The organism is Streptomyces sp. NPDC001100 (genome assembly GCF_053598575.1).
On sequence record NZ_JBSFKO010000023.1, the window covers coordinates 113,430 to 136,228 of the forward strand.

The window sequence follows — 22,799 nt, forward strand, 5'->3', positions numbered from 1 at the left end:
GGTGGATCGGCCGGACATCGGGTCCGGGCCCGCGGAAAGCCGTGCACTCACCTCGGGCGGGTGATCCGGCACGGCCGTACGGCGGGCAGCATGCGAGGAAGAGGGTCCCCAGCGCGGTGGGAGAGGGTGGTGCCGGCATGCGTTACGAGTTCCGTGTCGACGGTCGCGTCTCCATGGCACTGGCCGAGGCGTTCCCGGAGCTGGCGACGGAGACCGGTTCCGAACAGACGGTCTTCACCGGCTCGGTGACGGACGAGGCGCATCTGTACGGACTGCTGCTGCGTTTCCGGAACCTGGGACTGCGCGTCGACGAGATGCGCCGCCTGCCGGATGTGGAGACGCGTGCGACAGGGAGGTCACGATGACAACGACACACCAGGTCAGCGGCCACCTCACCGTGGCCGAGCGAGCGGCGCGGGGCAGGGCGGCCCGTTCCGCCGCACCCCGGTCGAGCCACGCCGGGTTCGTCCCGGCCGAGCGGCGGCCCGATCCCGTCGGCGTTCTGGAGCAGCAGGCCGTCACCCGGGTACCCGAGCTGCTGCCCATCCGGTACGGCCGGATGGTGGAGTCGCCCTTCCGGTTCTACCGGGGTGCCGCCGCGATCATGGCCGCCGACCTCGGCCAGGCGCCTCACACAGGAATCACGACCCAGTTGTGCGGCGACGCCCACCTGCTGAACTTCGGCCTGTTCGCCTCGCCCGAACGGCACCTAGTCTTCGACATCAACGACTTCGACGAGACACTGCCCGGCCCCTTCGAATGGGACGTCAAGCGGCTGACCGCCAGCTTCGCCGTCGCAGGCCGCGCGAACGGCCTGGACGACGACCAGCGCGCCGCCGTCGTCACCGAGGCGGCGCGGGCGTACCGGGAGCGGATGCAGCGGTTCTCCGGCATGCGCACGCTGGACATCTGGTACGCCCAGGACGACGCCGACCGGCTTCACGTACTGCTGCCGGACAAGAAGACACGCCGGCGCACGTCCCGGGCCCTGGCCAAGGCCCGTACCCGGGACAGCCTCCAAGCGTTCGACAAGCTCACCGGCGTGGTCGACGGCGAGCTCCGGATCGTCGCCGACCCACCCCTCATCACCCCGCTCGGCGATCTGACTCCGGGCACCGAGTACGAGGAGCTCGGCGGGCCGGTGCGCGCGCTGATCGCCACCTACGGCCGCAGCCTCTCCACCGAGCGTCGGGACCTGCTGGAACGCTTCCGCCTGGTCGACGTGGCGCGCAAGGTCGTGGGGGTCGGCAGTGTGGGGACCCGTTGCTGGATCGTCCTCATGGTGGGCAGGGACGAAGGCGATCCACTGCTGCTCCAGGCCAAGGAGGCCGGAGAGTCGGTCCTCGCTCCGTACTGCGGCCCGGGCCGGTACGACAACCAGGGCAAGCGGGTCGTCGCCGGGCAGCGGCTGATGCAGGCGAACAGCGACATCTTCCTCGGCTGGGAGCGCGTCACGGGCATGGACGGCAGGCTGCGCGACTTCTACGTCAGGCAACTGCGCGACTGGAAGGGCACACCACGGCCCGAGACCATGACGCCCGCCATGCTGCGCCTCTACGCGGGCCTGTGCGGCGGCTCGCTGGCCCGGGCCCACGCCCGTTCCGGCGATCCGGTCGCCATCGCCGCCTACCTCGGCACCGGCGGTGCCTTCGACCGCGCGATGGTCGAGTTCGCGGAGGCGTACGCCGACCAGAACGAGCGCGACTACGAGGTCTTCGCCGAGGCCGTGCAGGCCGACCGGGTCACCGCGATGGCCGCCTGAGCCCCGGTCGCCCCTCGGCACCGCTCACCCTTCCCGGGTGACGACGGACCGGCCGACCGGGTGGAGGCTCGGAAACGAGCGGCTGCGGGCCGCAGCCGTACGAGGAACGGAGGTCCCGCAATGGCCACCACCATCCACCACCACTCACCGGGGGCTCAGGCCGCCGCCACCGGACTCACGCTCTTCGCCGCGGTGATGCTCTTCGTCGCCGGCACCCTGGACCTGTTCCGGGGCATCATGGCGATCGCGCAGGACGACGTCTTCGTCAACACCCCGAACTACGTCTTCAAGTTCGACCTGACGAGCTGGGGCTGGATCCAGCTGTCGCTCGGCGTGATCGCCATGATCGTGGGCCTCGGCCTGTTCGCGACGGCCACCTGGGCGAGAGTCGTCGGGGTGGGCATCGCGGCGCTGCTGATCATCGCCAACTTCCTCTCCATCCCGTACTACCCCGTCTGGTCGCTCACGTTGATCGCGCTGTACGGGTTCGTCATCTGGGCGCTGTGCGTGGTCCAGCGGAAGGACCAGAACGGCTAGCGAGGGTTCGGCGGGGCCCCGGCCCCGCCGAGTCCCTGCCGGTCCGCACCCTCCGCCACCGCGACGAGCAGTGGATCCCGGAAGGTGCGGGCGAGGCGGTCCAGCAGGGCCAGGCGCTCGGCCAGTGGGGCGCGACGGTGGTCCGGAGCGGCCTCGGCGACGGTGTCGAGCAGCACCCGGACGCGCCGTACGACCTGCAAGGACGCCGACCCGTAGTCGAGGATCTCGTCCAGCGCCAGACTCACCAGCCCGGGCCATCCGGGGGCCGACCGGCGCAGCCGGGGTGTCCCGCCGGCGTCGGTCACCAAGGTCATGCCGAGCGGACGCGTGACCAGCCGTACGAGGGTCTCCTCGATCTGGTCCAGTGCCTGTACGGCGGTCGCGGGGTCGTTGACGGCCGGTGAGAGCGCGCGGATCGCGATGTCGGCCAGGAGCCTGAGGCCGTACGCCGGATCCTGGCCGAGGGAGCGGACACGGTCCACGCGTACGCAGGAAGCCAGGCGGCGCAGGGGGACGGGACGCGGTCCGTGCGACGCCTCCGGACCGTGCAGGTACCCCAGGACCGTGCCTTCACCGATGTGGTCCCCGGGGCTGACGGTGAGCGAGACACGAACCTCGCGGTCCGTCGCGATGCGCAGCAGCCGACGCTCGTCGACGCTCCGCACGACACCCGGCCGCCCGGTGTGCACCAACGGAACGCCCGATCCGGATGCCCAGCCGTCCGCCGCGCCGGAGGCCACCGCCGTGCCGCCGGGCGGGAGCGCGGCGTCGATCGACCCGGCCATGAGCTCACCCACCGCCCGGGCGAGCCCGCCGCCGGTCACCAGGTGCCGGAGCCCGGTGAGACTCTGCAGCAGCACGGCGGTGTCGACGACCACCAGAGCGACGGCCACTGTCACGGACAGCCGGGGTGTCTCGTCGGGCCGGATCTGGGCCAGCACGACGAGTGCGTACACCGCGGTGCCGGTCACCAGCCCCACGACGGCCAGCGACCGGCGGAAGTGACCGATGACCCCGATCAGCCGGGGAGACATGTTCTGCACGGTCTGGATGACCAGGGTGACCGCGGTGATGACGAACCCGGACAGGGTGATCATGCCGCCCGCGATGGCCGCGAGGGTCGTCGCGGCGGTTCCCGAGTCGTAGGTGAGGCCGACTTGGGGGAGGGAGTCCTCCCAGTGCGGCAGTCCCAGGCCGAGCCCGACCGCCGCCGCCATCGTCGCCACCGCCACGGCCGGGCTCAGGAACGCGGCCAGGCGCCTGACGCGGGGCGTGCTGACGGGACCTCGCGTGTGCCACGGCTCAAGCTCCACGCGATCACCGTAAGAGCCGGGCGTCGTTCGCGCGCGTCAGGTCACACCGTCCCGGCGGCCCGGACGGGTGACGGGGCCGGGGTGGACCACCCGGGACGGGTGACGCGCGATCGAGACGGAGGCCCCGTGCCGGGGCCGTCCGCGCGGACACCTCAGTGGCAGTGCCGCATGATCCAGTGCGCCCCGTGATCCGCCGCGACGTAGCGGTGCCGCAGCCGCTCCGGCAGGTTCCACGGCTCGTCGAGCCGGATGGCTCCGGGGCGCTGCCCGTGCCGGGCGGTCGCCTCGGCCAGTTCCTCGGCGCACTGGTGGAGCCGACGCAGCGAACGCTCGTCGGTGCCGTCGCCGGCGTTCAGCTCACCGTAGGCTGCCTCCACGGCCGCCAGGGCATCGGCGAGGTTCGCAGTCCCGGGAACGAGGTCCGTTGCCATGGCTCTGCCTCCTGGTCGCATGTCGACCACGTGGTGCGCGGGTCGAACGGGCTCCTGCTGTGAGGATGCGGTCGCCGTGCCGGCCGTGAGGCCACCCGTACCGGGTGATCCGCCGTCCGCCGTGCCGGTGGAACGTGGTGCCGTCAACACCACCAGGCCGCGGCCATCGGAGGTCAACATGTCCGACTACCCCCTGCTCGACGCGTTCCTCACCATGATGTGGTTCTTCCTGTGGGTGCTGTGGTTCATGCTCCTGTTCAGGGTCATCGGCGACATCTTCCGCGACGACAAGCTCGGCGGGTGGGGCAAGGCGGGCTGGACCCTCCTCGTGTGCGTACTGCCCTACCTGGGCGTCCTCGTCTATCTGATCGCCCGGGGCAAGGGCATGGGAAAGCGGGACGTGCAGCAGGCGCAGGCGCGGGAGCAGCAGTTCCGCTCCTACGTGCAGAAGGCGGCGGCCGAGAACACGGCACCGCGGGCCAACAAGGCGGACGAACTGGCCAAACTCGCCGGCCTGCACGACCACGGCGACATCACCGACGCCGAGTACGAGAAGGCCAAGTCCAAGGTGCTCGCCGCGTGAGCGAGTCCGTCCCCGTGATCCGGTCCGCCGCACGCCCGGGCCGGATCACCCATGAAGGCGGCGCATCTCCACCACGTGCAGCCCCAGCGACTGGAAACGCGTCAGCAGGCCGTACAGCTCCACCTCGTCGGCGATCTGCCCGGACAGCACGGTCTGCCCGGCCGTGACGACGCTCTCCAGCTCAGGGAACGCCTCGGTCATGGTGGGGGACATCTCCCCGTCGACACGGATCTCGTATCGCATGAGCGTGCTTCTCTCGCAGTCGTACGGCGGCTCCCGGCCCCACGGTCCATGCTCGTGCCGTCGGACGGTGTGCGGCTCACCCGTCCCAGGTGAGCGGCCCCCCCCGTCACAGGAGGTGCAGCTCGCGGGCATGCCGCACGGCTTCGCTCCGCCGGGTCGCGGCGAGCTTGCGATAGATGTTCTTGAGGTGGGTCTTGACGGTGTTGACCGACAGATGGAGGTCCGCGGCGATGTCCTCCGTCGACATCGTCTGCGCCAGCCGTTCCAGCACCTCGTGCTCGCGCCTGCTCAGCGGCTCGGTCAGGAGGGCCGGGCCCGTGCCGTGCGCGTGACGTACCCGAGCGTGTCCCACGAGGGTCGGCGGCAGCCAGTCGTGCCCGCGGGTCAGTTCCGGCCGGCGGTGCACCAGGTGCCGCAGCCACGGTCCGGCCTCGACGAACGGCCGCCTCAGCCGCGCGGGGCGGGCCGTGGACAGGGCTCTCGCCGTCAGACGCTCCGCCGCGGAACCGTTGCCCAGCGCGTCGGCGGCCTGCGCCCGTGCCAGCAGCACCCTGGTCGTGACGGCGGGGCCGTCGTCCGGTCCGCCCGGGAGTGTGCCGAGCAGGTCCAGCGCCTCGTCGACGCGGCCGACGGCGAGCCGGGCACGGGCCGCGGTCACCACGCTCTCCGGCCCGGCGGCCGGGTCCTTCGCCAGGACCTCCATGGCGGCCTCCGGCCGGCCCGCCGCGAGGTGCGCGCCGGCCATCGTGAGGGCCGTGCGGTCGCACACCCAGGGCGAGGGCTCGGCGACGGCGTGCGGTTCCTCCAGTTCGTCCAGGACGTGGAGTGCCGCTTCGGGGTTGCCCCTGGCGAGCAGGAGGCGGGACCGCAGGAGGGTCAGGCCGGCCAGCACGATGGGATCGTGCGCCGCCGCCGTGGAGGCGGCGGCCTGATCGAGGTTGGCGTGTGCGGCGGCGAGCTCGTCCCGGTCGAGGGCGACGGCGGCCAGCACCAGCTGGGCGACTCCGGTACGGGTGGCGGGCGGCAGGCCGCCGCGCTCCGCTTCGGCGACCGCCTCCCGGGCATGCCTCTCGGCGCGGTCGGGCCAGCCGCGCAGGAAGTCGATCAGCGCCAGCCGGCTCAGACACTCGTGCCGGGGGAGCGCGGTGTGCGGGCCGTCGTGCAGCCGCACGGCGGCGGACAGCGTCGACCGGGCGGCGTCGAAGCGTCCCGCCCACAACTGGGCCGATCCCAGGTCGGTGAGCATCAGCGCGCGCAGCTCGGGATGCGCTTCCAGGCGCTCGGCGGGAACGGCGCGCCGCGCCGCCTCCACGTCCCGCGCTGCGGCCTCGGCCAGATCGGCCGCGCCGGTCATCCGGGCGGCGAGCACCCGCAGCTCGGCGCAGCTGAGCCGCAGGGCCGCGGACGGGGGGCCGCCGTTGCCGAGGTTGTCCTCGGCACGGCGCAGATGGTCGAGCCCGCGGTCGACGTCGTGGCGGGTCAGATGCCGGGCGGTGCGCACCAGATCCGCGGCGGGACCGGGCGTGGCCGGGGGCATCCGGGCGAAGAGCCGGTCGAGGCGTTCGGCATCCAGCCCCGTGAGCAGCTGCCCGATCGCCAGCTCCTCGACGAACTGGCGCGACGTGCGTTCCCAGTCCCCGCCGGCCGCGGCATGGGGCAGCGCCTCCGCGAACCTCCCCGCCTCGCTGAGCCAGCGCGCCGCCCTCCGGTGAAGCTCGGGTTCGAGCCCCGGGCAGCGGACCCGCAGATGGACCCGGAGGATCTCGGCGAAAAGCGGGTGGAGCCGGTACCAGGAGTGGCCGACCGGTCCGACGAACGCGTTCGCGCGCTGCAGTCCGGCGAGGATCGGGTCCGCGTCGGCACGGCCCGTGAGGGCGTTGGCCAGGTCGGGGTGGATCTGTTCGAGGATGCTGCTGCGCAGCATCAGGTCCTGGGTCTCGGACGACTGTGTGTCGAGCACCTCGGCGAGCAGGAAGTCGGCGAGCGTGCTCTGGCCCGCTTCGAAGTTCTTCAGGAAGACGTCGGGATCCTCGGCCTGCTGCGCCGCCAGGATGCAGAGCCGCAGCCCGGCGGCCCAGCCCCCGGTCCGCTCGGTCAGTGCCCGCACGCCCCGGTCCGACAGCTGCATTCCGTGCCTGCTCAGCAGCTCGGCCGTCTCCTCCGGCCGGAACGCCAGGTCGGCGCCCCGGATGTCGATGACCTGGCCGGCGGCGCGGTAGCGGTGCAACGGCAGCAGCGGTTCCGTACGGCTGATGAGGACCAGTCGCAGCCCGTCGCCCACGTGGCGGAGCACGAACTCGATCTCGTCGGCGATCTCCGTCGAGCCGGCCACGCGGTCGAACTCGTCGAGCACCAGGACGACCGGCTCCGTCAGCTCACCGAGATGGGCCGCGAGCCGGGCCAGCAGTGAGTGGTCCACCTCGCCGGGTCGGGCCGGGCTGCCGACGGTGTCCGGCGGACCCAGTCCGAGGCGCCGCATGGCCTCCAGTACGTAGGTCCAGAACACTCCGGGGGCGTTGTCCTCGGCCTCCACCGTCAGCCACGCCGGACGGCTCGGCGAACCCTCCATGGCCATCCAGTCGGCCACCAGCAGCGTTTTGCCCGCGCCCGCGGGCCCGTTGACCAGGGTCACGGGCACCCGCCGACCCAGAGCCAGCCGGTCGACGAGCCGCGGCCTGCGCACGAACGTGTCGGGAGGAGTCGGCACACTGAACCGTGCCGCCAGGAGGGGATCACCGCTCGGCGCAAGACGTTCGGCAGCAGCGTCCCGGTGTCCGCCGGAGGTCGGATCGGGCATGGCACTCACCGCAACACCGCAGTTCGCAGTCCGGGAATAACGCCTACCGATTGATCATCGCCCCGGGCCCGTAATGCCGCAATGGATGCTGGTCAGCCCCCCGGGCCCGGGCGCCTGCGGCCGGCCGCGCCGCTCTTCACCCGGGACGGGTGAGGCGCGAGGGCGCGGCGCCGGCGCACCGTGGGGGCAGGGAAAGCATGGCCCCACCGGGACGACGGGAGCAGGGAAGCGTGGCCCCACCGGGACGACCTGGAAGGAAGGCACGGCCCATGTCCGAGACCCACCGCCAGATCCTCCCGATCCCCGACGTGCGTCGCATGGGACCGATCACGTACGACGCGAAGGACCCGGACACCTCGTTTCCGCCGATCCGCCCGCTGCTGCCGCCCGAGCAGGCGCCGAACGTCATGCTGATCATGCTCGACGACGTCGGCTTCGGCGCTCCCAGCACCTTCGGTGGCCCCTGCGAGACCCCCGTCTTCGACCGCCTGGCACGCAACGGCCTGCGCTACACCCGCTTCCACACCACCGCCCTGTGCTCGCCGAGCCGCGCGGCGCTGCTGTCCGGCCGCAACCACCACTCCGTGGGCATGGGCGGCGTCACCGAGATCGCCACCTCCGCCCCCGGCTACAACTCGATGCGCCCCAACACGAAGGCGCCCCTCGCCGAGATCCTCAAGCTCAACGGCTACTCCACGGCCCAGTTCGGCAAGTGCCACGAGGTCCCGGTCTGGCAGACGAGCCCGGCCGGCCCCTTCGACGCCTGGCCCACGGGCGGCGGCGGATTCGAGTACTTCTACGGCTTCATCGGCGGCGAGACCAACCAGTACGAGCCCGCGCTGTACGAGGGCACGTCACCGATCGCCCCGCCGAAGACCCCCGAGGAGGGCTACCACCTCACCGAGGACCTGACCGACCGGGCCATCGGCTGGGTGCGCCAGCAGAAGACCCTGATGCCGGACCGGCCGTTCTTCTGCTACTTCACACCGGGCGCCACCCACGCACCGCACCATGTGCCGGCGGAGTGGTCCGAACGCTACCGAGGCCGCTTCGACATGGGCTGGGACGCGATCAGGGAGGACACCCTCGCCCGGCAGAAGGAGCTCGGAGTCGTCCCGCCGAACGCCCGGTTGACGAAGCGTCACGCCGAGATCCCCGCCTGGGAGGAGATCCCGGCGGAGTTCCGGCCCGTGCTCGCCCGGCAGATGGAGGTGTACGCCGGCTTCCTCACCCACACCGACCACCACATCGGCAGGCTGCTCGACGCCCTGGAGGAACTGGGGATCCTGGACGACACGCTGACGTACGTGATCACCGGCGACAACGGCGCCTCCGCCGAGGGAGGACTGCGCGGCAGCTTCAACGAGCTGCTCGCCTTCAACGGCATGGCGCAGATCGAGACCCCGGAGTTCATGGCCTCCCGCATCGACAAGTTCGGCACCCCGGAGGCGTACAACCACTACGCGGTCGGCTGGGCGCACGCCATGGACACCCCTTACCAGTGGACCAAGCAGGTCGCCTCGCACTGGGGCGGCACCCGCAACGGGACCATCGTCCACTGGCCGGCCCGCATCCGGGCCAACGACGAGAACCGCGGCCAGTTCACGCACCTCGTCGACGTCGCCCCGACGATCCTCGAAGCGGCCGGCATTCCAGAGCCCACCACGGTCAACGGCGTGCAGCAGTCGCCGATGGAGGGCATCTCGATGCTCTACAGCTTCGAGGACGCCGGCGCGCCCGAGCGCCACGACCAGCAGTACTTCGAGATGTTCGGCAACCGCGGCATCTACCACAAGGGCTGGTCCGCCGTCACCAAGCACCGCACCCCATGGGTGGCGACCGGCAGCCAGGTCGCCTTCGACGACGACGTGTGGGAGCTCTACGACGGCTCCACCGACCCCAGCCAGGCCCACGACCTGGCGGCCGAACTGCCCGGGAAACTGCACGAGTTGCAACGGCTCTGGCTGATCGAGGCCACCCGGTACAACGTCCTGCCCATGGACGACCGCACCGCCGAACGCTTCAACGCGGAGATCGCGGGGCGGCCCGAACTCATCCGCTCCGACCACCAGTTGCTGTACGGCGGCATGGGCCGGCTGACCGAGAGCAGCCTGGTCAACGTCAAGAACAAGTCGTTCGCCGTCACCGCGGAGATCGCCTCGACCGACGGTCCCGTAGAGGGCGTGATCCTCGCCCAGGGCGGCAGCTTCGGCGGCTGGAGCCTGTACACCAGGCACGGCCGGGCCAAGTTCGCGTACAACCTCTGTGCCCTGGAGATCGCCCAGGTCGAGGCCGAGCGCCCGCTGCCCTCCGGCGAGCACCAGGTGCGCATGGAGTTCGCCTACGACGGCGGCGGCCTCGGCAAGGGCGGCACCGTGTCCCTGTACTACGACGGCGACAACGTGGGCGAGGGCCGCGTCGAGCACACGCTGCCGTTCCTGTTCTCCGCCGACGAGACCGCCGACGTCGGCCTGGACACCGGCACTCCGGTCGCCCCCGACTACGTGAGCCCCGACGGCGCGTTCACCGGTGACATCCACTGGGTCCAGGTCGACACCGGGCCCAACGACGCCGACCACTTCATCCGGCCCGAGGACCGGATCCGTATCGCCATGGGACGCCAGTGATCAAGTCAGTGCCCATGGCGCCGTACCAAGGAGAAGGATCATGGACTATCCGCTGCTGAACGCCTTCCTGACCATCATGTGGGTCTTCCTCTGGGTCCTGTGGTTCATGCTGCTCTTCCGCGTCTTCGGCGACATCTTCCGGGACGACTCGATGAGCGGCTGGGGCAAGGCCGGATGGTCGGTCTTCTGCGTCGTCCTGCCGTTCCTCGGCTGCTTCGTGTACCTCATCGCCCGAGGCAAGGGCATGGGCGAGCGCGAGATGCGCAGGGCCCGCAGGAACGAGCAGGAATTCCAGGCCTACGTCCGAGAGGCCGCCGGTACCGGCGCAGGGACGCCCACTCCCACAGGTCACGTCGAGGAGCTCTCGAAGCTCGCCGGCCTGCACGACCACGGGGACATCACCGACGCCGAGTACGAGCAGGCCAAGGAGAAGGTGCTCGCCGGCTGACGGTGGGTGAGGAAGGGGCACAGTCATGGACGTGGGACCTGTCGAATACGTGGTCGTCGCCTTTCCCGGCAACCGTTTCCGGGGCGAGATCGCACCGGAGCTGAGGGCTCTCGTGGCGAGCGGCACCGTGCGCATCCTCGATCTGACCTTCGTCAAGAAGGACGCGGACGGCGCCGTCTCCTACGTCGAGCTCGACGCCCTGGACCCCACGGAGGCATCGGTGTTCGACGACATCGACGGAGAGGTCGGCGGGCTGTTCACCCGGGAGGACCTCGCCCTGGTAGCCGACGAACTCCCGCCGGACTCGTCGGCGGCCCTCCTCCTGTGGGAGGACACCTGGGCCGCCGGGATGGCCAGCGCGGTCCGCCGCGCCGGGGGCCGGCTCGTCGCCCATGAGCGCATCCCCGCCGAAGTGGTGGAGCGGGCGTACGAGGACGCCGCCTGAGGCGGCACCCGCGCGCCGGAAAGGGAAGGTGAGTGCCATGCTGGGTCGCCGTTTGGCGCGTCGTGATCGTCCCGGCCTCGTCGGGGTGGCAGCCCGTACGGCGGTGGCCGCCGGCACCGCGAGCGCGGTCTCCGGCAGGGTCGCCCGGCACCGGGCCGAGCGTGCCGCCGCACAGCAGACCGTGCCCGACGCGGATGCCGCCGCGCAGGCGTCCTCCGGGCTGACGGACGAGGAGATCTCCAACCTGGAACGCCTCGGCAAACTCCATGAGCAGGGCGTGCTGTCGGACGAGGAGTTCGCCGTCCAGAAGGACCGCATCCTCAGGGGCTGACGGCCCTACGACTCCTCGCTCTCCCGAGGAGTGCCCAGCCAGCGCGGGAACGGCCCCGAAACCGCGGTGACCTGGCCCAGCGCGACTCCGGCGACGGCGACGCAACTGCACGCGATCAGCCACGAGAGCAGGGTGAACACGTAGCCGAGGGATCCGAACTGGGCGATGCTCCGCTTCATGGTCGCGGGCATGAACAGGCCCGACGCATAGACGAACACCACCATGCCGACGCCCGTCAGGACGGCTCCGGGCAGCAGCGGCAACCAGCCGATGCGCGCCGCGAGCAGCAGATGCTGCGTCCACCACCACAGCAGTACCGAGGTCGCCAGCGAGAGCAGGACACCGAGCCAGGTGCCGCCTCCGAAGCCGTGGCGCAAAGGAGCCTGCAGCAGCACCGTGGCCAGCCAGCCCAGCAGCCACGCCAGCCACCGCCACGCGGCCATTCGGGTGCCGGCCTTGGGCAGATCCCAGCAGCGTTCGCAGACCCGCTGCAGGGCGCGGCTGAGGGCGGTCGCCGAAATGAGCGTGACGACGATGCCGACAGCTCCGTACGTCTCCTTCGTGCTGCCCTGTGCGCCGAACGTCTTCTCGATGTCCTCGACCGGCGCGTCACTCCCGAGCATGGCCTGGACGGAGTCGACCAGCACGTCCTTGACGGCCTTCGGCGCGAACGCGGCCACCACGATGAGCAGCGGCAGCGCGGCGAGGAACGTCTGGGCCGCCAGCCGCGCGCTGGCGTCCATCCAGTTGACGCTGATCAGCCGGCCGAGCATCCGCCCGATCACCGGTGTCCGCCGGGGCATTTCCTGAGCCGCCCTCGCCCAGTCGCCGAGCTGCTTGCGATTCACAGTCCATTCCTCGCACAGAGAGGCCGCCACCGCCTTCAGGGGCTCGCGCCCTGTGCGCTTCATCCGGGTGAATCAGCCGGGGAGCGAGACCGACGGAGCGGAAAGGCGCGCCGGGTTGGCTAGCGTGCGGCAGGTGAAGGACGGCGAGTCAGCGGGGCGTCATACTCCCGGCGCGGCCAGGAAACTGCTGCGTACGGTCCGAGCGGATCCGCGGCACATGCCCGAGCGCATGGCCGTGTTCGCGGTCGAACTCCTCGGCCCGCCGGCCGCGGAGCGGATGGCCCAGCGCCAGCCCGGGGAACCGGAACAGCAGGCGGACACCGCTGAACGAGCACACCAGGTGGTGCGCCGGGGAGTGCGCACCTCCGTCGCGGAGGGCTCCTTCCTGGGCGGTCCGTTCATGGCGCTGCTGCCGATCGCGTTCTGCGGTGCGCTGCTCGCCCAGGTGCGGATGGTGCTCGAACTCGCGGCCCTGTCCGGCCGTGACCCCGGGGACGAGACGGTCGTGGCCGACCTGCTCGTGATCCAGGGCGTCCATCCGACGGTCGAACAGGCCGAGGAGGCGCTGCGGCAGGCACGTCCAGCGGCCGAGGGCGGCGTGGCGAAGGCCGGCTGGTGGAGCACCGTCAGGAGACTGGCGTACCTCATCGGTCTGGTCACGCCCCAGGACCATCCGCGCGGAAGGCTGCGCGGTGCCGCGGTGTGGGCGGCGACGATCGCGCTGGTCCTCGTCGGTTTCGTGGTGCCGTTCGTCTGGGTTCCGGTCTGCGCCGAGACGTACCGGCGCGCGACCAACGAGCTCGCGGTTGTCGCCGCCCGGCACTTCGCTCTCCACGGCGGAACCGGCGTGCTGCCGCAGGGCGGTCCGGCGGGGCGGCGGGCCACGCTGCGCCCGGGGCTTCTCCTGGTGACGGTCCGGGTCCTGCTGGCGTGCCTGGTGCCGGTCGTGATCGTGGGCGTCGTGCTGGCCGCCGACCTTCGCTTCGGCAACCAGCACTGGAGCGTGATGGTGCTCGCGGTCTTCGCCGTCGCCGCGGTCACCGCGCTGGTGTGGTACCTCCGCCGCCGCTGACGCGGCCGCGCGCCAGCGCCAGATCGCGCAGGCGCCGCCAGTCCAGACGGGGCCGCGTGCGGGGTACGCCGGGCCGGCCGCGGGGGACCCGTACGCGCAGGGCCTGAGGGCGGATCGCGCACCGGACGGGGGTGGGAAAGGACAGCGCCTCGCCGTCGACACCGACCTCCACGTCGGGCGTGTCGGCATGGATGACGACGTCCCGCGCGGTGGCGACGGTGAGCCCGGACGAGCGTCTGCCACGGATCAGTTCGGCCGCCTGGGCCGCGTTGTCGACGTTGACGCCCAGCACTCCGAGGACGCCCGTGTCCAGCCGCTCCCGGTGCCCCAGGCCCACCGGGTCGTCCGTGCTGTACGGGTTGTTGCTCACGAGCACGGCCTGGGGGGAGTCGATGCTGACGCCCGGGCCCCGGACCCTGAGCCGGGAGCCGGTGTGATGGGTCAGGACGTCCGGCAGCATCCGGAGGACGGTGCCGATCTTGTCGTCCCGGTAGGCGGGGCTCCGGACGACCTCGGCGTAGGCGCCGAACGACACGTTGTTGACGAAGGTGTGCTCCCCGACGCGCCCGAGGTCGACGCGGAGTTCGACACCGTCGGTGAGCGCGTCGAGGCACGTGGTGGGGTTCTCGCGGTCGAGCCCGAGGTCGAGGGCGAAGTGATTGCGGGTACCGGCCGAGATCACCATGAAGGGGACGTCGTGCTCCGCCGCCACGCCGGCGACGAGGGCCTGCGTGCCGTCTCCGCCCGCCACGCCGAGAAGGTCCGCACCGTTCGCCACCGCGTCCCGGGCGAGCGCGGCGACGTCCCGGGGATGCGCCGGGTCGAGCAGCACGACCTGGGCGCCCAGGGCTTCCGCCTTCTCCCGCAGACCGAACCTCTCGACCTTCCCGCCGCCCGAGCGCGGATTCATGACGAGGAACGGGCGCTCCGGCGGCGGGGTGCGGTATTCGACCGGAGCGACACGTCCGCCGTCCTCGGCGAGCGCGGCCCAGCCCTCGAAACACACCACGGCCCACAGCAAGAGAACGACGATCACCAGCCAGAACAGACCGACAACCACGAAGAGCGCGATCACCCCGCCCTGTACGGCCACGGCCAGGGCGACCGCGAGCCACCTGACCAGCCCCCTGCGGCTGAGGGCCCACCACAGCCCGGCCGCGCTCAGCGCGAGCCCGGCCAGCGCGACGGCGGCCAGCCCCAGACTTCGGAAACCCGCGACCACGAGAGGCAGAGCCACGGCGACGGCGGCCGCCGCGATCGCCAGTCGGGCCGCCCACCGCTGCGTTCTGCTGCCGCGATGCCCTGTGTCGTCGCCACCCATGATTCCTCCGTGACTCGTCTCTGTCCTAGCGCGTGCCGGGGTTCCCCTCCGGTGTCCCCTCACGCAGATGTGGCCGCGCGGCGGCGGCCTTCCGATGCCAGGCGCCGTACCGGTTCGCGAGGAACACGGCGGAGATGCCGTGCAGCAGGATGCTCAGCGCGACGGTGACGGCGACGACCCGGCCGATGAGCCGAACCCCCGGCACGTGTTGTTCCTCCACGACCAGCAGCCCGAAGACGACGGACGCGAGTCCGCGCGGCCCGAACCAGCCGATGTAGCCGACCGTGGGAAGGGCCAGCCGGCTCCCGATCAGGGAAACGGCGACGGGCAGCATGCGCACCGCCGTGAGGCTCAGCACGGCGTATGTGAGGATCCGCCAGTCGAGGTGCTCCAGAGCCGGCCCGAGCAGCACGGCACCGAACACGAGAAAGCTCAACGACGCCAGGAACTCGGCGAGTTGCTCGGCAAGCCGCCCGGTGTCCGCGCTCTCGTCGACAGGCTCCGCCGCCGTGGAGCGCCGCTGGGAGACACCGAAGGCGAAGCCCGCCACCCAGGCCGCGATGAACCCGCTCCCGTCGACGACGACCGCCAGCGTGTACGAGCCCGCCGCCAGGGCCAGGACGAACAGCTGACGCCAGGTGCCGCCGACCCACCCCCGCCCATGCGACCAGGACAACAGCCGTCCGCCGATCCCTCCGACGGCCAGTCCCAGCACGGTGCTGACCACGAGCGCACGCCAGAAGACTCCGGCAACTCCCTCCTCCGAGGCGTGGGTTCCCGGCAGAGCCGCGAGGAACAGCAGGAAGAAGGGCAGCGCCATTCCGTCGTTGAGGCCGCTCTCGACGTTCAGACCGCCGCGCACCAGCGGCGGGACACGCGGGCTGGAGACCGCGGTCCTGCCCAGCGCCGCGTCCGTCGGCGCCAGGATCGTCCCGACCAGCGCCAGCTCCCACACGCTCAGCCCGGGCAGCAGCGGCCAGGCCAGGAGCCAGCCGGCCCCGATGGTCAACGGCAGTCCGATGCCCAGCAGCCGGCCGGGGAGGAAGCCGCCGACCCGCAGATCACGACGCCGTACGGACATCGCGTCGGTCAGCAGGACCAGGGTCAGGGCCGCTTCGACCAGGGTGAGCAGCGGTCCCGCGTCGTGCTCCAGGTCGAGGAGGTCGAGCCCGAGCGGGCCGATGGCCACCCCGAGGCCGGCGAACACCATCGGCCCCGACACGGCGGTCGTGGAGAGCCGCCGGGAGACGAGCGCGTACCCCGCCGTGACGGTGGCCACGGCCACCCCGGCCCACGCGCTGCCACCGCTCACCGGGACCTCACCGGTGCGGCGTCGCGGGCGCAGCGGAACCCCTGGTTGCCGGTGCTGCTGTCGGGGGTGCTGGAGCTGCGGGCCGCGACGCGGTAGCGGCGGCAGTAGGAGGCGTGGCACAGGTAGGACCCGCCTCGGATCACCCGCTGCACGCCGAAGGACGGGCCGGGCGGATCGTCCTGCGGGCTGCGCGTGTAGTAGGCCGGCGAGTACCAGTCGGCGCACCACTCCCAGACGTTGCCGCACATGTTGTGCAGGCCGTGCCCGTTCGGCGGGTACGTGGTGACGGGCGCCGTTCCGTACCAGCCGTCCGCGCGGGTGTCGCGGTCGGGAAAGGGGCCCTGCCACACGTTCATCCGGTGCTCGCCGCCGGGCTCCAGCTCGTCGCCCCAGGGGAACACCGTCTGTTCGAGACCGCCGCGGGCGGCGTACTCCCACTCCGCCTCGGTCGGCAGCCGCTTGCCCGCCCACGCGGCGTAGGCGGTGGCGTCGTTCCACGAGACGTGGACGACCGGGTGTTCCGCGCGTTCGCCCACATCGGAGCCGGGGCCCTCGGGTCGGCTCCAGCACGCCCCGTACACCTGCCGCCACCAGGGAGCCTCGGCGACCGCGCGGGTGTCCGGGAAGTCGTCGGGCAGCAGTCCGGCGAAGACGAACGACCAGCCGTAGCGTTCGGCGTCCGTGATGTGCCCGGTCGCGTCGGTGAACTCCTCGAACTCCGCGTTGGTGACAGCGCAGCGGTCGATCCAGAAGGGCACGAGACGGACCCGATGAACGGGTCCCTCCCCGTCCTCGGGAACGACCCAGTCGTCCTCCGCGCCCATCAGGAACGGACCGCCCGGCAGGTGCACCATGCCGACCGCCCAGGCGTCGACCGGGGGCGCGGACGGCACGGTCACGCTCACCCGCTGCTGCGACTCACCCCGCGACGGAGCACAGCACCGTCCGTCTGATCCTTTTTCCGACATTGAGCACCAATCGGGATCGAACATGCCGACCTGTGCATGATCCGACCTGGCAGCGGCGTGTCCGGCATCGACACGACGAACCGGTGTCGTGGCCCTGAGGGCACTCCGGATGGCGCACCCCGGATGCCGGGTGCCCCGTGATCGGGAGGAATGGATACCTACGGCAGACACAGTCGGCCGCACCCCACGCCTGGAGGACGGATGACCAGCCCGCGGGAACCATCACAGGCCCCTGCCCAGAAGAGCCCGCCTTTGGCCGGCCGGATCGTGCGGAAGGTCGCCTCGGCGGTGCTGATCGTCCTCGCCTGCGTCCTGGTCCCCGTGTCGGTACTGACCGTCTGGGTGCACGACATCGCTCTCGACACGGACCGCTACGTCGCCACGGTGAAGCCCCTCGCCTCCGACCCGGCGATCGAGGAGGCCGCGCGCAACCGCATCGTCCAGGCCGTCGACGTACGGGTCGACGGCAAGCGCGCCACCGCCGAACTCGCGGCCTGGCTGCAGTCGCAGGGCCTACCGCCCACCGCGGCCCGGGCGGTGCGGGGTCTGGCCCCGCAACTGGACGCGGCCGTGACCGGGGCGGCCGAGAAGGTGGCGACGCGCTTCGTCCGGAGCGACAGGTTCGAGAAGGTGTGGACGTCGGCCAACCGGGCCGCCCACGCGGCCGTGGTGCACGCCCTGACCGGGAAGGGACGCGGCGCGGTCGGCGTCGACGACGGCACCGTGACGCTGGACGTCGGCACCGCTGTCGACCGGGTGAAGCAGGAGCTCGTCGACGCAGGCGTGACGCCGGCCGAGAACATCCCCGCGGTCAACAAGCAGATGGTTCTCTTCAAGTCCGATCAGCTCAAGCGTATGCAGAGCGCGGCGCACGCCCTCGACGTGGTCGGTACCTGGATGCCGGTGCTGACGGTGGTCCTCGGAGCCGCGGGAGTGTTCCTCGCGTACGGACGCCGACGCGCCCTGGCGAAGACCGCCCTGGGCGCCGCCGGGGCTGCCCTGATCGTCGCGATCGGACTGGTCGTCGCCCGCCACTACTACCTGGACCATCTGCCCCCGCAGGTGCAGTCGGAGGCGGCCGCGGCAGCCGTCTTCGACCATCTCCTGCACTTCCTGCAGGTCACGCTGCGCACCGTGATCGTGCTCGGTGTGGTCGTCGCCCTCGGCGCGTACTTCGTGGGGCCCGGCCGCGGGGCGCGGGCCGTGCGGACCACGTCCGAGCGCACCGCGGACTCCGTCGCGCGCTGGGCGGACGCCCACGACATCCGGACCGGTCGGGCGGGGACGTGGACCGCGGACAACCGGCGCCGGCTCACGATCGGCTTCCTGCTGCTGCTTGCCCTGCTGTTCGCCCTGTGGAATCACCCCACCGTCCTGACGGTACTGCTCCTGGTGCTCGTCTTCCTCGCGGTGCTCGCGGTGATCGCGCTGGTGGCGGCGAGCGGTCGCAGGGAGCGGGCGGCAGGAACTCCCGCCGCTGATTGACACACTGTCAAATACCGTCCTCAGGGCGAAGGTTGACGTCCTGTCGCGGCGACGAAAGGGCGCCCGCACTCCCGCTCGCGGTGTAGCTTCTACCCGTCAGTAGAGGCTTGAGCAATGGGGGACGTGTGGCTGCCTCTCCGCATACCGAAAAGTTCGCCGCCCACCTTCGGATGCTGAAGGACCGCAGTGGCCGGGGTTACGACCGCCTCGGCAAGGAGGCGGGCGTCAGCGGGTCCAGTCTGCACCGGTACTGCTCCGGACTCGGCGTCCCGACGGACTACCGGGTGCTGCACTCCTTCGCCAAGGTGTGCGGCGCCAGCCCGGAGGAGCTCCGCGAACTCCACCGGCTGTGGGCGCTGGCGGACACCGACCGGGACGCACCGGCCGTGACCGCCAAGGAGATCCCGGAACCGGAGTCGGAACGGGAACCGGACGCGTCCGCCGTACCCGCGCAGGCGAGCTCCGGGGGAGAGGACCCCGCACCGGACGACGTCACTCCTCCCGCGATCACCCCGGACAAGACCGGGAAGCAGCGCCGGTCCCGGGTGTCCGAGAAGCTGTCCTCCCGGTTCGCGGTACTCGCCGCCGTGGTCGCGGTGCTGCTGGTGGCCGGCTTCGTGTGGCTGCCCGGGAGCTCCACCGACGACTCGTCGACGACCGGCGGTGAGTTGCTGTACTCACCTGCGTGCAAGACGGTGAGCATGGGGCAGCACGACGACTGCGTGCGCGAGGTGCAGACCCTGCTGGCGCGGGCCAAGGGCAAACTCGCCGTCGACGGGGACTTCGGGCCGGAGACCCTGCGCAGAGTGACCGCGTTCCAGGTGCTGGCGGGTCTGCCCGCCACGAACGTGGTCGACGACGCCACCAAGAAGGCGCTCTACGCCCGGAAGGTGAGCATGACGACCTGGCCCCCGGCGAAGGTGGCGAAGCTGATCCGCGAGGTGTTCACCGAGGATCCCGACACCGCCGTGGCCGTCGCCCGCTGTGCGTCGTTCCTCGACCCGCTGTACGTACTGCCCAACACCAACGGCAGCCGCAACTGGGGCGTGTTCCAGATCTCCGACCGCCGCCTGTCGGAACTCGGCGGCACCCCGCTGCGGGCATTCGACCCGGAGTGGAACATCAAGGCGGCCCACCGGCTGTGGAGCGCCCAGCACGACTTCCACGACTGGCCCTCCTGCGAGGCGGCGCTGAAGAGCACACCGAAGAGCTGAGCCCGGCCCGGAGTTCCGGGTACCGCCGCCGCGGCACCCGGAACTCCGCTCCCCCGCGTGCGGCGTCAGACGGTGCCGTCCTCCCACCACCAGTCACGGCCGAGGTCGGCCCTGCTGTCGACGTGCTGGTGGTCGACGGTGTACGTCTCAAGACCGGAGAACCCGCAGGTCTCCGCCTTCTGGTAGACGGTCTTGGTGGCCACCCCGGACACATCGAGGTCGGCCGCCGTGCCGTACAGGTGCATGCTGTCGCTGGCCCCGCCGACGTCGGCGTTGTGCGCGATGCTGCGGAAGCCGGAGTTGACCGTGATCGGCTTGTCGCCCAGCTTCTTGCGCAGCGCCTCCAGCTTGTACATGCAGCGGCGGACGTTCTCCTTCACCGCCGACGCGCTCAGCTTGCCGCCGTTGAAGGTGCCGTCCGTCTGGTTGTAGAACTCGCTCCAGTTGAAGTGGAGCGTGGAGCCGTCCGACTGCTCCAGCGCGTTCAGCTTCGCCTGGGTGTTGGGCCCGACGCTGGCGTCCGCGGTGAGACCGTACGCCGTCTGGAACCGCTTCACGGCCGCCGCCGTACCGGGGCCGAAGTCCCCGTCGATGCTCACCCGGCTGTGGCTGGCGCTGTCCGCCGCCCAGCCCGCGATCCGGATCTGCAGCTCGGTCACGTCGGCGCCGGTGGCGCCCTGTTCCAGGGTGCGCGACCAGGAATAGGCCTGCGCGGTGCCCGAGAACAGCAGCTGGCCGAAGGCGACGCCGGCACCGGCGGCCAGCGTGCCGCGCAGCATGGTGCGGCGGTCGATGGGACGGAAGGAGGAGGTCATGGTCGTCCTTTCATGGAGGTCAGTAGGCGATCTGGAACGTCACGTTCTGCGCGTCGGTGTCGTAGGGGCCCACGCGCAGGACGAAGTGGGTGCCGTCCTTGACGTCGGTGGCGACGGTCGCCCATTCCGTACCGTGGAGGGAGTAGGTGTCGTCGTTGTTGCACTTGCTCGTGTGGTCGACGAACACCACGCAGGCGTAAAGGAACACCCCCGCCGGGCTGTCCGTGAGGAGCCGCATGTTGATGTCGTTGCACCGCGAGGACGTCGTATAGGTGCCGTAGGACACGGGCGACGTGGAGTAGTGGTACGTCAGGGTCTTGGCGCCGCCGTAGCAGCTGGTCGCGGTGGCCGAGGACTGCGCGGAGGCGGGTGCGACTCCCACCCCCAGAAGCGCGGCCGCGGTGAACAGAGCCGAGGCGAACGCCCTGTTTCTGGTCATGGTGGTCTCCGTTCGGGTGCGGGGGTCAGAAGGCGATCTGGATGGTGGCTGAACTGTCTTCCAGGTCCACGCCGTTGGGTACGGTGAACTTGGTCCCGTCCAGGACGTCGGTGGCGATGGTCGTCCAGCTCCGGCCGACCTTGGTCCAGCGGTTGCAGACGCCGGTCTTCGCGAACTTCACGCAGGCGACGACGTACTCCGCGTCGCCGCCGACGACGCGCATGTTGATGTCGTCGCAGCGGCTCGTGGTCCAGTACGGGCCGAAGTCGAGCACGTCGCCGTAGTGCACCGTGACGGCCCCGCCGTAGCAACTGGTGGCCGCAGCAGCGGTGGTGGCCGCCGAGGCGGGCGCCGGAACGGTGAAGCCCAGGGTGACGAGCAGGGCGACGAGGGACGCGCGGGCGAACCGGGCGGTCATGGGGATTCTCCTCGGTACGACGACGGGGGCGGCCGGGATCACCGGTTGGCCAGCCGGTCCAGGTCGGCCTGGGTGCCGTTGAACACGTCGGCGGTCGCCGGGGCCTTGATGCCCGGGAACAGCGCGGCGTCGGTGTACTGCCACATCGCCCAGGTCGCCGAGCCGTTCGGCAGCGGCGGCTGGGTGATCGACGTGCGGTAGTCCGCGAGTTGCAGCGGATACCGGGCGAAGGCGGTCGTCGAACCGAGGCAGTCGTCCAGGAAGGACTTCTGGGTGTAGATGACCGGCGTACGCCCGAAGGCCGCCTCCACCCGGTCCAGCCACGCCTTGGCGTCGTCCACCGTGCCGTAGGTGGGACAGCGTCCGCTGCCGTCGTCCATGCGTTCCAGGTCGAACACCGGCGGCAGATCGCCCGCACGCTGCCCGGTGTAGCCGGTCGCCCGCACGGCTGCGATGAACCGGTCGGCCTGCGCGGCACCCGTGTCGGGAGCGGTGCCCGTGTAGAAGTGGTACGGCGCGACGGCCAGCCCCGCCGTCCTGGCCGCCTCCAGGTCGGTGGCGAGGTACTCGTCGGTGACGTTCAGACCGCGGGTGGCCTTGACCGTCGCGAACTCGACTCCCGAGGCCTTCACGGCCTCCCAGTCGATCGGTGCGCCGCCGGGGTGCTGGTACTTGGCCGTGTCCAGGCCGTCGACCGGGTGGCCGGCGGGGCGCGGTGGCGTGCAGTACGCGTCACGGCTGGACCAATCCACCAGTTTCGCCCAGGTGTTGGGGCCCACGACGCCGTCCGCACCGAGATTGGCGCAGTGCTGGAGCTCGACGACACGGGACCGGGTCCCGCCCCCGAAGTCGCCGTCGATCGCCAGCGGTTGATAGTGGAAGGGCTCCATCGCCAGGTTCAGCCGGCACTGCAGTTCCTTGACCTCCGTACCCTTCGCGCCCTGTTGCAGCGTCGGGCGCGTGTCGGTGTGGCCGCACACGGTCGTCTGCGCGGCGGCCGAGGTGCCCTGGGTCGCGCAGGTGTGCGGCTGGGCGGCCCAGCTGTTCAGCGCCGTCCAGGTCTGCGGGCCCAGCACGCCGTCCACGCCCAGACCGGCACACCGCTGGAACTCCTTCAACCGCGTGGCCGTCGCCGGCCCGAACGTGCCGTCCGCCGCGATCGGCGTGTACCCGCTGGGCTTCGTCGCCAGGCTGAGCTCGCACTGCGCCTCGACCGCCGCGTCCCCCGTCGATCCCTGCTGCAGCGTGGGCTGTGCGCTCGTGTGCCCGCAGAGCGCTGCGGCGGTGACCGCGGACTGGGCCGCCTGCACCGCCGTGGACCCGTACAGGGGCAGGACCGCTGCCACGGCGAGGGTCAGACCCCGCAGAAGCGTCCTTCGTCCCATGTGCT

General features: G+C 71.3%; 23 protein-coding genes. 11 read left to right on the forward strand and 12 right to left on the reverse strand.

What is annotated here, in order from left to right; genetic code table 11:
• Positions 1–137: 137 nt before the first annotated feature.
• The 3 genes from ACWDEW_RS29975 (at position 138) to ACWDEW_RS29985 (ending at position 2,299) form a co-directional block, all read left to right on the forward strand.
• On the forward strand, positions 138–365 hold the full coding sequence (locus ACWDEW_RS29975) for a hypothetical protein (RefSeq protein WP_450516677.1): 228 nt from the start codon (positions 138–140) through the stop codon (positions 363–365).
• On the forward strand, positions 362–1,762 hold the full coding sequence (locus ACWDEW_RS29980; RefSeq protein WP_450516679.1) for a DUF2252 domain-containing protein: 1,401 nt from the start codon (positions 362–364) through the stop codon (positions 1,760–1,762). Before ACWDEW_RS29975 ends, ACWDEW_RS29980 begins: the two co-directional genes overlap by 4 nt.
• 120 nt (positions 1,763–1,882) lie before the next feature.
• Entirely contained in the window at positions 1,883–2,299 is a 417-nt protein-coding gene (locus ACWDEW_RS29985; RefSeq protein WP_450516680.1) for a DUF7144 family membrane protein, read from the forward strand.
• On the opposite strand, the gene ACWDEW_RS29990 is transcribed toward ACWDEW_RS29985, so the two are convergent.
• Both ACWDEW_RS29990 and ACWDEW_RS29995 read right to left on the reverse strand, forming a co-directional pair.
• Positions 2,296–3,612, reverse strand: a complete 1,317-nt coding sequence (locus ACWDEW_RS29990) for a DUF2254 family protein (protein ID WP_450516681.1) — start codon at positions 3,610–3,612, stop codon at positions 2,296–2,298. The genes ACWDEW_RS29985 and ACWDEW_RS29990 overlap by 4 nt on opposite strands.
• A 152-nt stretch (positions 3,613–3,764) precedes the next feature.
• Positions 3,765–4,043, reverse strand: a complete 279-nt coding sequence (locus ACWDEW_RS29995) for a hypothetical protein (RefSeq protein WP_450516682.1) — start codon at positions 4,041–4,043, stop codon at positions 3,765–3,767.
• A gap of 178 nt (positions 4,044–4,221) precedes the next feature.
• On the opposite strand from ACWDEW_RS29995, the gene ACWDEW_RS30000 reads away from it, so the two are divergent.
• Entirely contained in the window at positions 4,222–4,626 is a 405-nt protein-coding gene (locus ACWDEW_RS30000; RefSeq protein ID WP_450516684.1) for an SHOCT domain-containing protein, read from the forward strand.
• Between the two features lie 45 nt (positions 4,627–4,671).
• Here ACWDEW_RS30000 and ACWDEW_RS30005 read toward each other — a convergent pair whose 3' ends face one another.
• A complete protein-coding gene (locus tag ACWDEW_RS30005) occupies positions 4,672–4,869 on the reverse strand; it encodes a hypothetical protein (RefSeq protein WP_450516686.1) in 198 nt (65 codons plus the stop codon).
• A 106-nt stretch (positions 4,870–4,975) separates the two neighbouring features.
• Complete coding sequence (locus tag ACWDEW_RS30010) at positions 4,976–7,666, reverse strand: LuxR C-terminal-related transcriptional regulator (RefSeq protein ID WP_450516688.1); 2,691 nt, start codon at positions 7,664–7,666, stop codon at positions 4,976–4,978.
• Between the two features lie 269 nt (positions 7,667–7,935).
• Here ACWDEW_RS30010 and ACWDEW_RS30015 point away from each other — a divergent pair, with 269 nt between their 5' ends.
• The 4 genes from ACWDEW_RS30015 to ACWDEW_RS30030 are packed head-to-tail and all read left to right on the forward strand — an operon-like array spanning position 7,936 to position 11,517.
• Positions 7,936–10,293, forward strand: a complete 2,358-nt coding sequence (locus ACWDEW_RS30015) for an arylsulfatase (protein ID WP_450516690.1) — start codon at positions 7,936–7,938, stop codon at positions 10,291–10,293.
• A 40-nt stretch (positions 10,294–10,333) separates the two neighbouring features.
• Complete coding sequence (locus tag ACWDEW_RS30020) at positions 10,334–10,741, forward strand: SHOCT domain-containing protein (RefSeq protein WP_450516692.1); 408 nt, start codon at positions 10,334–10,336, stop codon at positions 10,739–10,741.
• Between the two features lie 25 nt (positions 10,742–10,766).
• Positions 10,767–11,186, forward strand: a complete 420-nt coding sequence (locus ACWDEW_RS30025; protein ID WP_450516694.1) for a DUF6325 family protein — start codon at positions 10,767–10,769, stop codon at positions 11,184–11,186.
• 37 nt (positions 11,187–11,223) lie between these two features.
• Positions 11,224–11,517 carry an SHOCT domain-containing protein gene (locus ACWDEW_RS30030; RefSeq protein WP_450516695.1) on the forward strand — a complete coding sequence of 98 codons (294 nt, stop codon included), beginning with the start codon at positions 11,224–11,226 and terminating at the stop codon, positions 11,515–11,517.
• Between the two features lie 5 nt (positions 11,518–11,522).
• Here the strand turns inward: ACWDEW_RS30030 and ACWDEW_RS30035 are convergent, their stop codons facing one another.
• A complete protein-coding gene (locus ACWDEW_RS30035; protein WP_450516697.1) occupies positions 11,523–12,365 on the reverse strand; it encodes a YhjD/YihY/BrkB family envelope integrity protein in 843 nt (280 codons plus the stop codon).
• A 217-nt stretch (positions 12,366–12,582) separates the two neighbouring features.
• On the opposite strand from ACWDEW_RS30035, the gene ACWDEW_RS30040 reads away from it, so the two are divergent.
• Complete coding sequence (locus ACWDEW_RS30040) at positions 12,583–13,437, forward strand: hypothetical protein (RefSeq protein ID WP_450516699.1); 855 nt, start codon at positions 12,583–12,585, stop codon at positions 13,435–13,437.
• Here the strand turns inward: ACWDEW_RS30040 and ACWDEW_RS30045 are convergent.
• From ACWDEW_RS30045 to ACWDEW_RS30055, 3 genes are read right to left on the reverse strand one after another with little or no spacing between them, the layout of a single operon-like run.
• A complete protein-coding gene (locus ACWDEW_RS30045) occupies positions 13,403–14,758 on the reverse strand; it encodes a diacylglycerol/lipid kinase family protein (protein WP_450516701.1) in 1,356 nt (451 codons plus the stop codon). The two genes, ACWDEW_RS30040 and ACWDEW_RS30045, sit on opposite strands and share 35 nt — an antisense overlap.
• A gap of 25 nt (positions 14,759–14,783) precedes the next feature.
• Positions 14,784–16,070, reverse strand: coding sequence for a cation:proton antiporter (locus ACWDEW_RS30050; RefSeq protein ID WP_450516703.1), 1,287 nt, complete (start codon positions 16,068–16,070; stop codon positions 14,784–14,786).
• Complete coding sequence (locus ACWDEW_RS30055) at positions 16,067–17,038, reverse strand: formylglycine-generating enzyme family protein (RefSeq protein WP_450516705.1); 972 nt, start codon at positions 17,036–17,038, stop codon at positions 16,067–16,069. The genes ACWDEW_RS30050 and ACWDEW_RS30055 overlap by 4 nt, the downstream gene beginning before the upstream one ends.
• A gap of 252 nt (positions 17,039–17,290) precedes the next feature.
• On the opposite strand from ACWDEW_RS30055, the gene ACWDEW_RS30060 reads away from it, so the two are divergent.
• Together ACWDEW_RS30060 and ACWDEW_RS30065 are read left to right on the forward strand one after the other, a co-directional pair.
• A complete protein-coding gene (locus ACWDEW_RS30060; protein WP_450516707.1) occupies positions 17,291–18,523 on the forward strand; it encodes a hypothetical protein in 1,233 nt (410 codons plus the stop codon).
• A gap of 125 nt (positions 18,524–18,648) precedes the next feature.
• The gene (locus ACWDEW_RS30065) at positions 18,649–19,737 is read left to right on the forward strand and encodes a helix-turn-helix domain-containing protein (RefSeq protein WP_450516708.1); all 1,089 of its coding nucleotides are present in this window, start codon (positions 18,649–18,651) and stop codon (positions 19,735–19,737) included.
• A 65-nt stretch (positions 19,738–19,802) separates the two neighbouring features.
• Here ACWDEW_RS30065 and ACWDEW_RS30070 read toward each other — a convergent pair whose 3' ends face one another.
• The 4 genes from ACWDEW_RS30070 to ACWDEW_RS30085 are packed head-to-tail and all read right to left on the reverse strand — an operon-like array spanning position 19,803 to position 22,794.
• Positions 19,803–20,552, reverse strand: a complete 750-nt coding sequence (locus ACWDEW_RS30070) for a D-Ala-D-Ala carboxypeptidase family metallohydrolase (RefSeq protein ID WP_450516710.1) — start codon at positions 20,550–20,552, stop codon at positions 19,803–19,805.
• Between the two features lie 19 nt (positions 20,553–20,571).
• On the reverse strand, positions 20,572–20,991 hold the full coding sequence (locus ACWDEW_RS30075) for a hypothetical protein (protein WP_450516711.1): 420 nt from the start codon (positions 20,989–20,991) through the stop codon (positions 20,572–20,574).
• A gap of 25 nt (positions 20,992–21,016) precedes the next feature.
• Positions 21,017–21,409 carry a hypothetical protein gene (locus ACWDEW_RS30080; protein ID WP_450516713.1) on the reverse strand — a complete coding sequence of 131 codons (393 nt, stop codon included), beginning with the start codon at positions 21,407–21,409 and terminating at the stop codon, positions 21,017–21,019.
• Positions 21,410–21,447: 38 nt separating this feature from the next.
• Positions 21,448–22,794 carry a GH25 family lysozyme gene (locus ACWDEW_RS30085; RefSeq protein ID WP_450516714.1) on the reverse strand — a complete coding sequence of 449 codons (1,347 nt, stop codon included), beginning with the start codon at positions 22,792–22,794 and terminating at the stop codon, positions 21,448–21,450.
• Between the last annotated feature and the right edge of the window lie 5 nt (positions 22,795–22,799).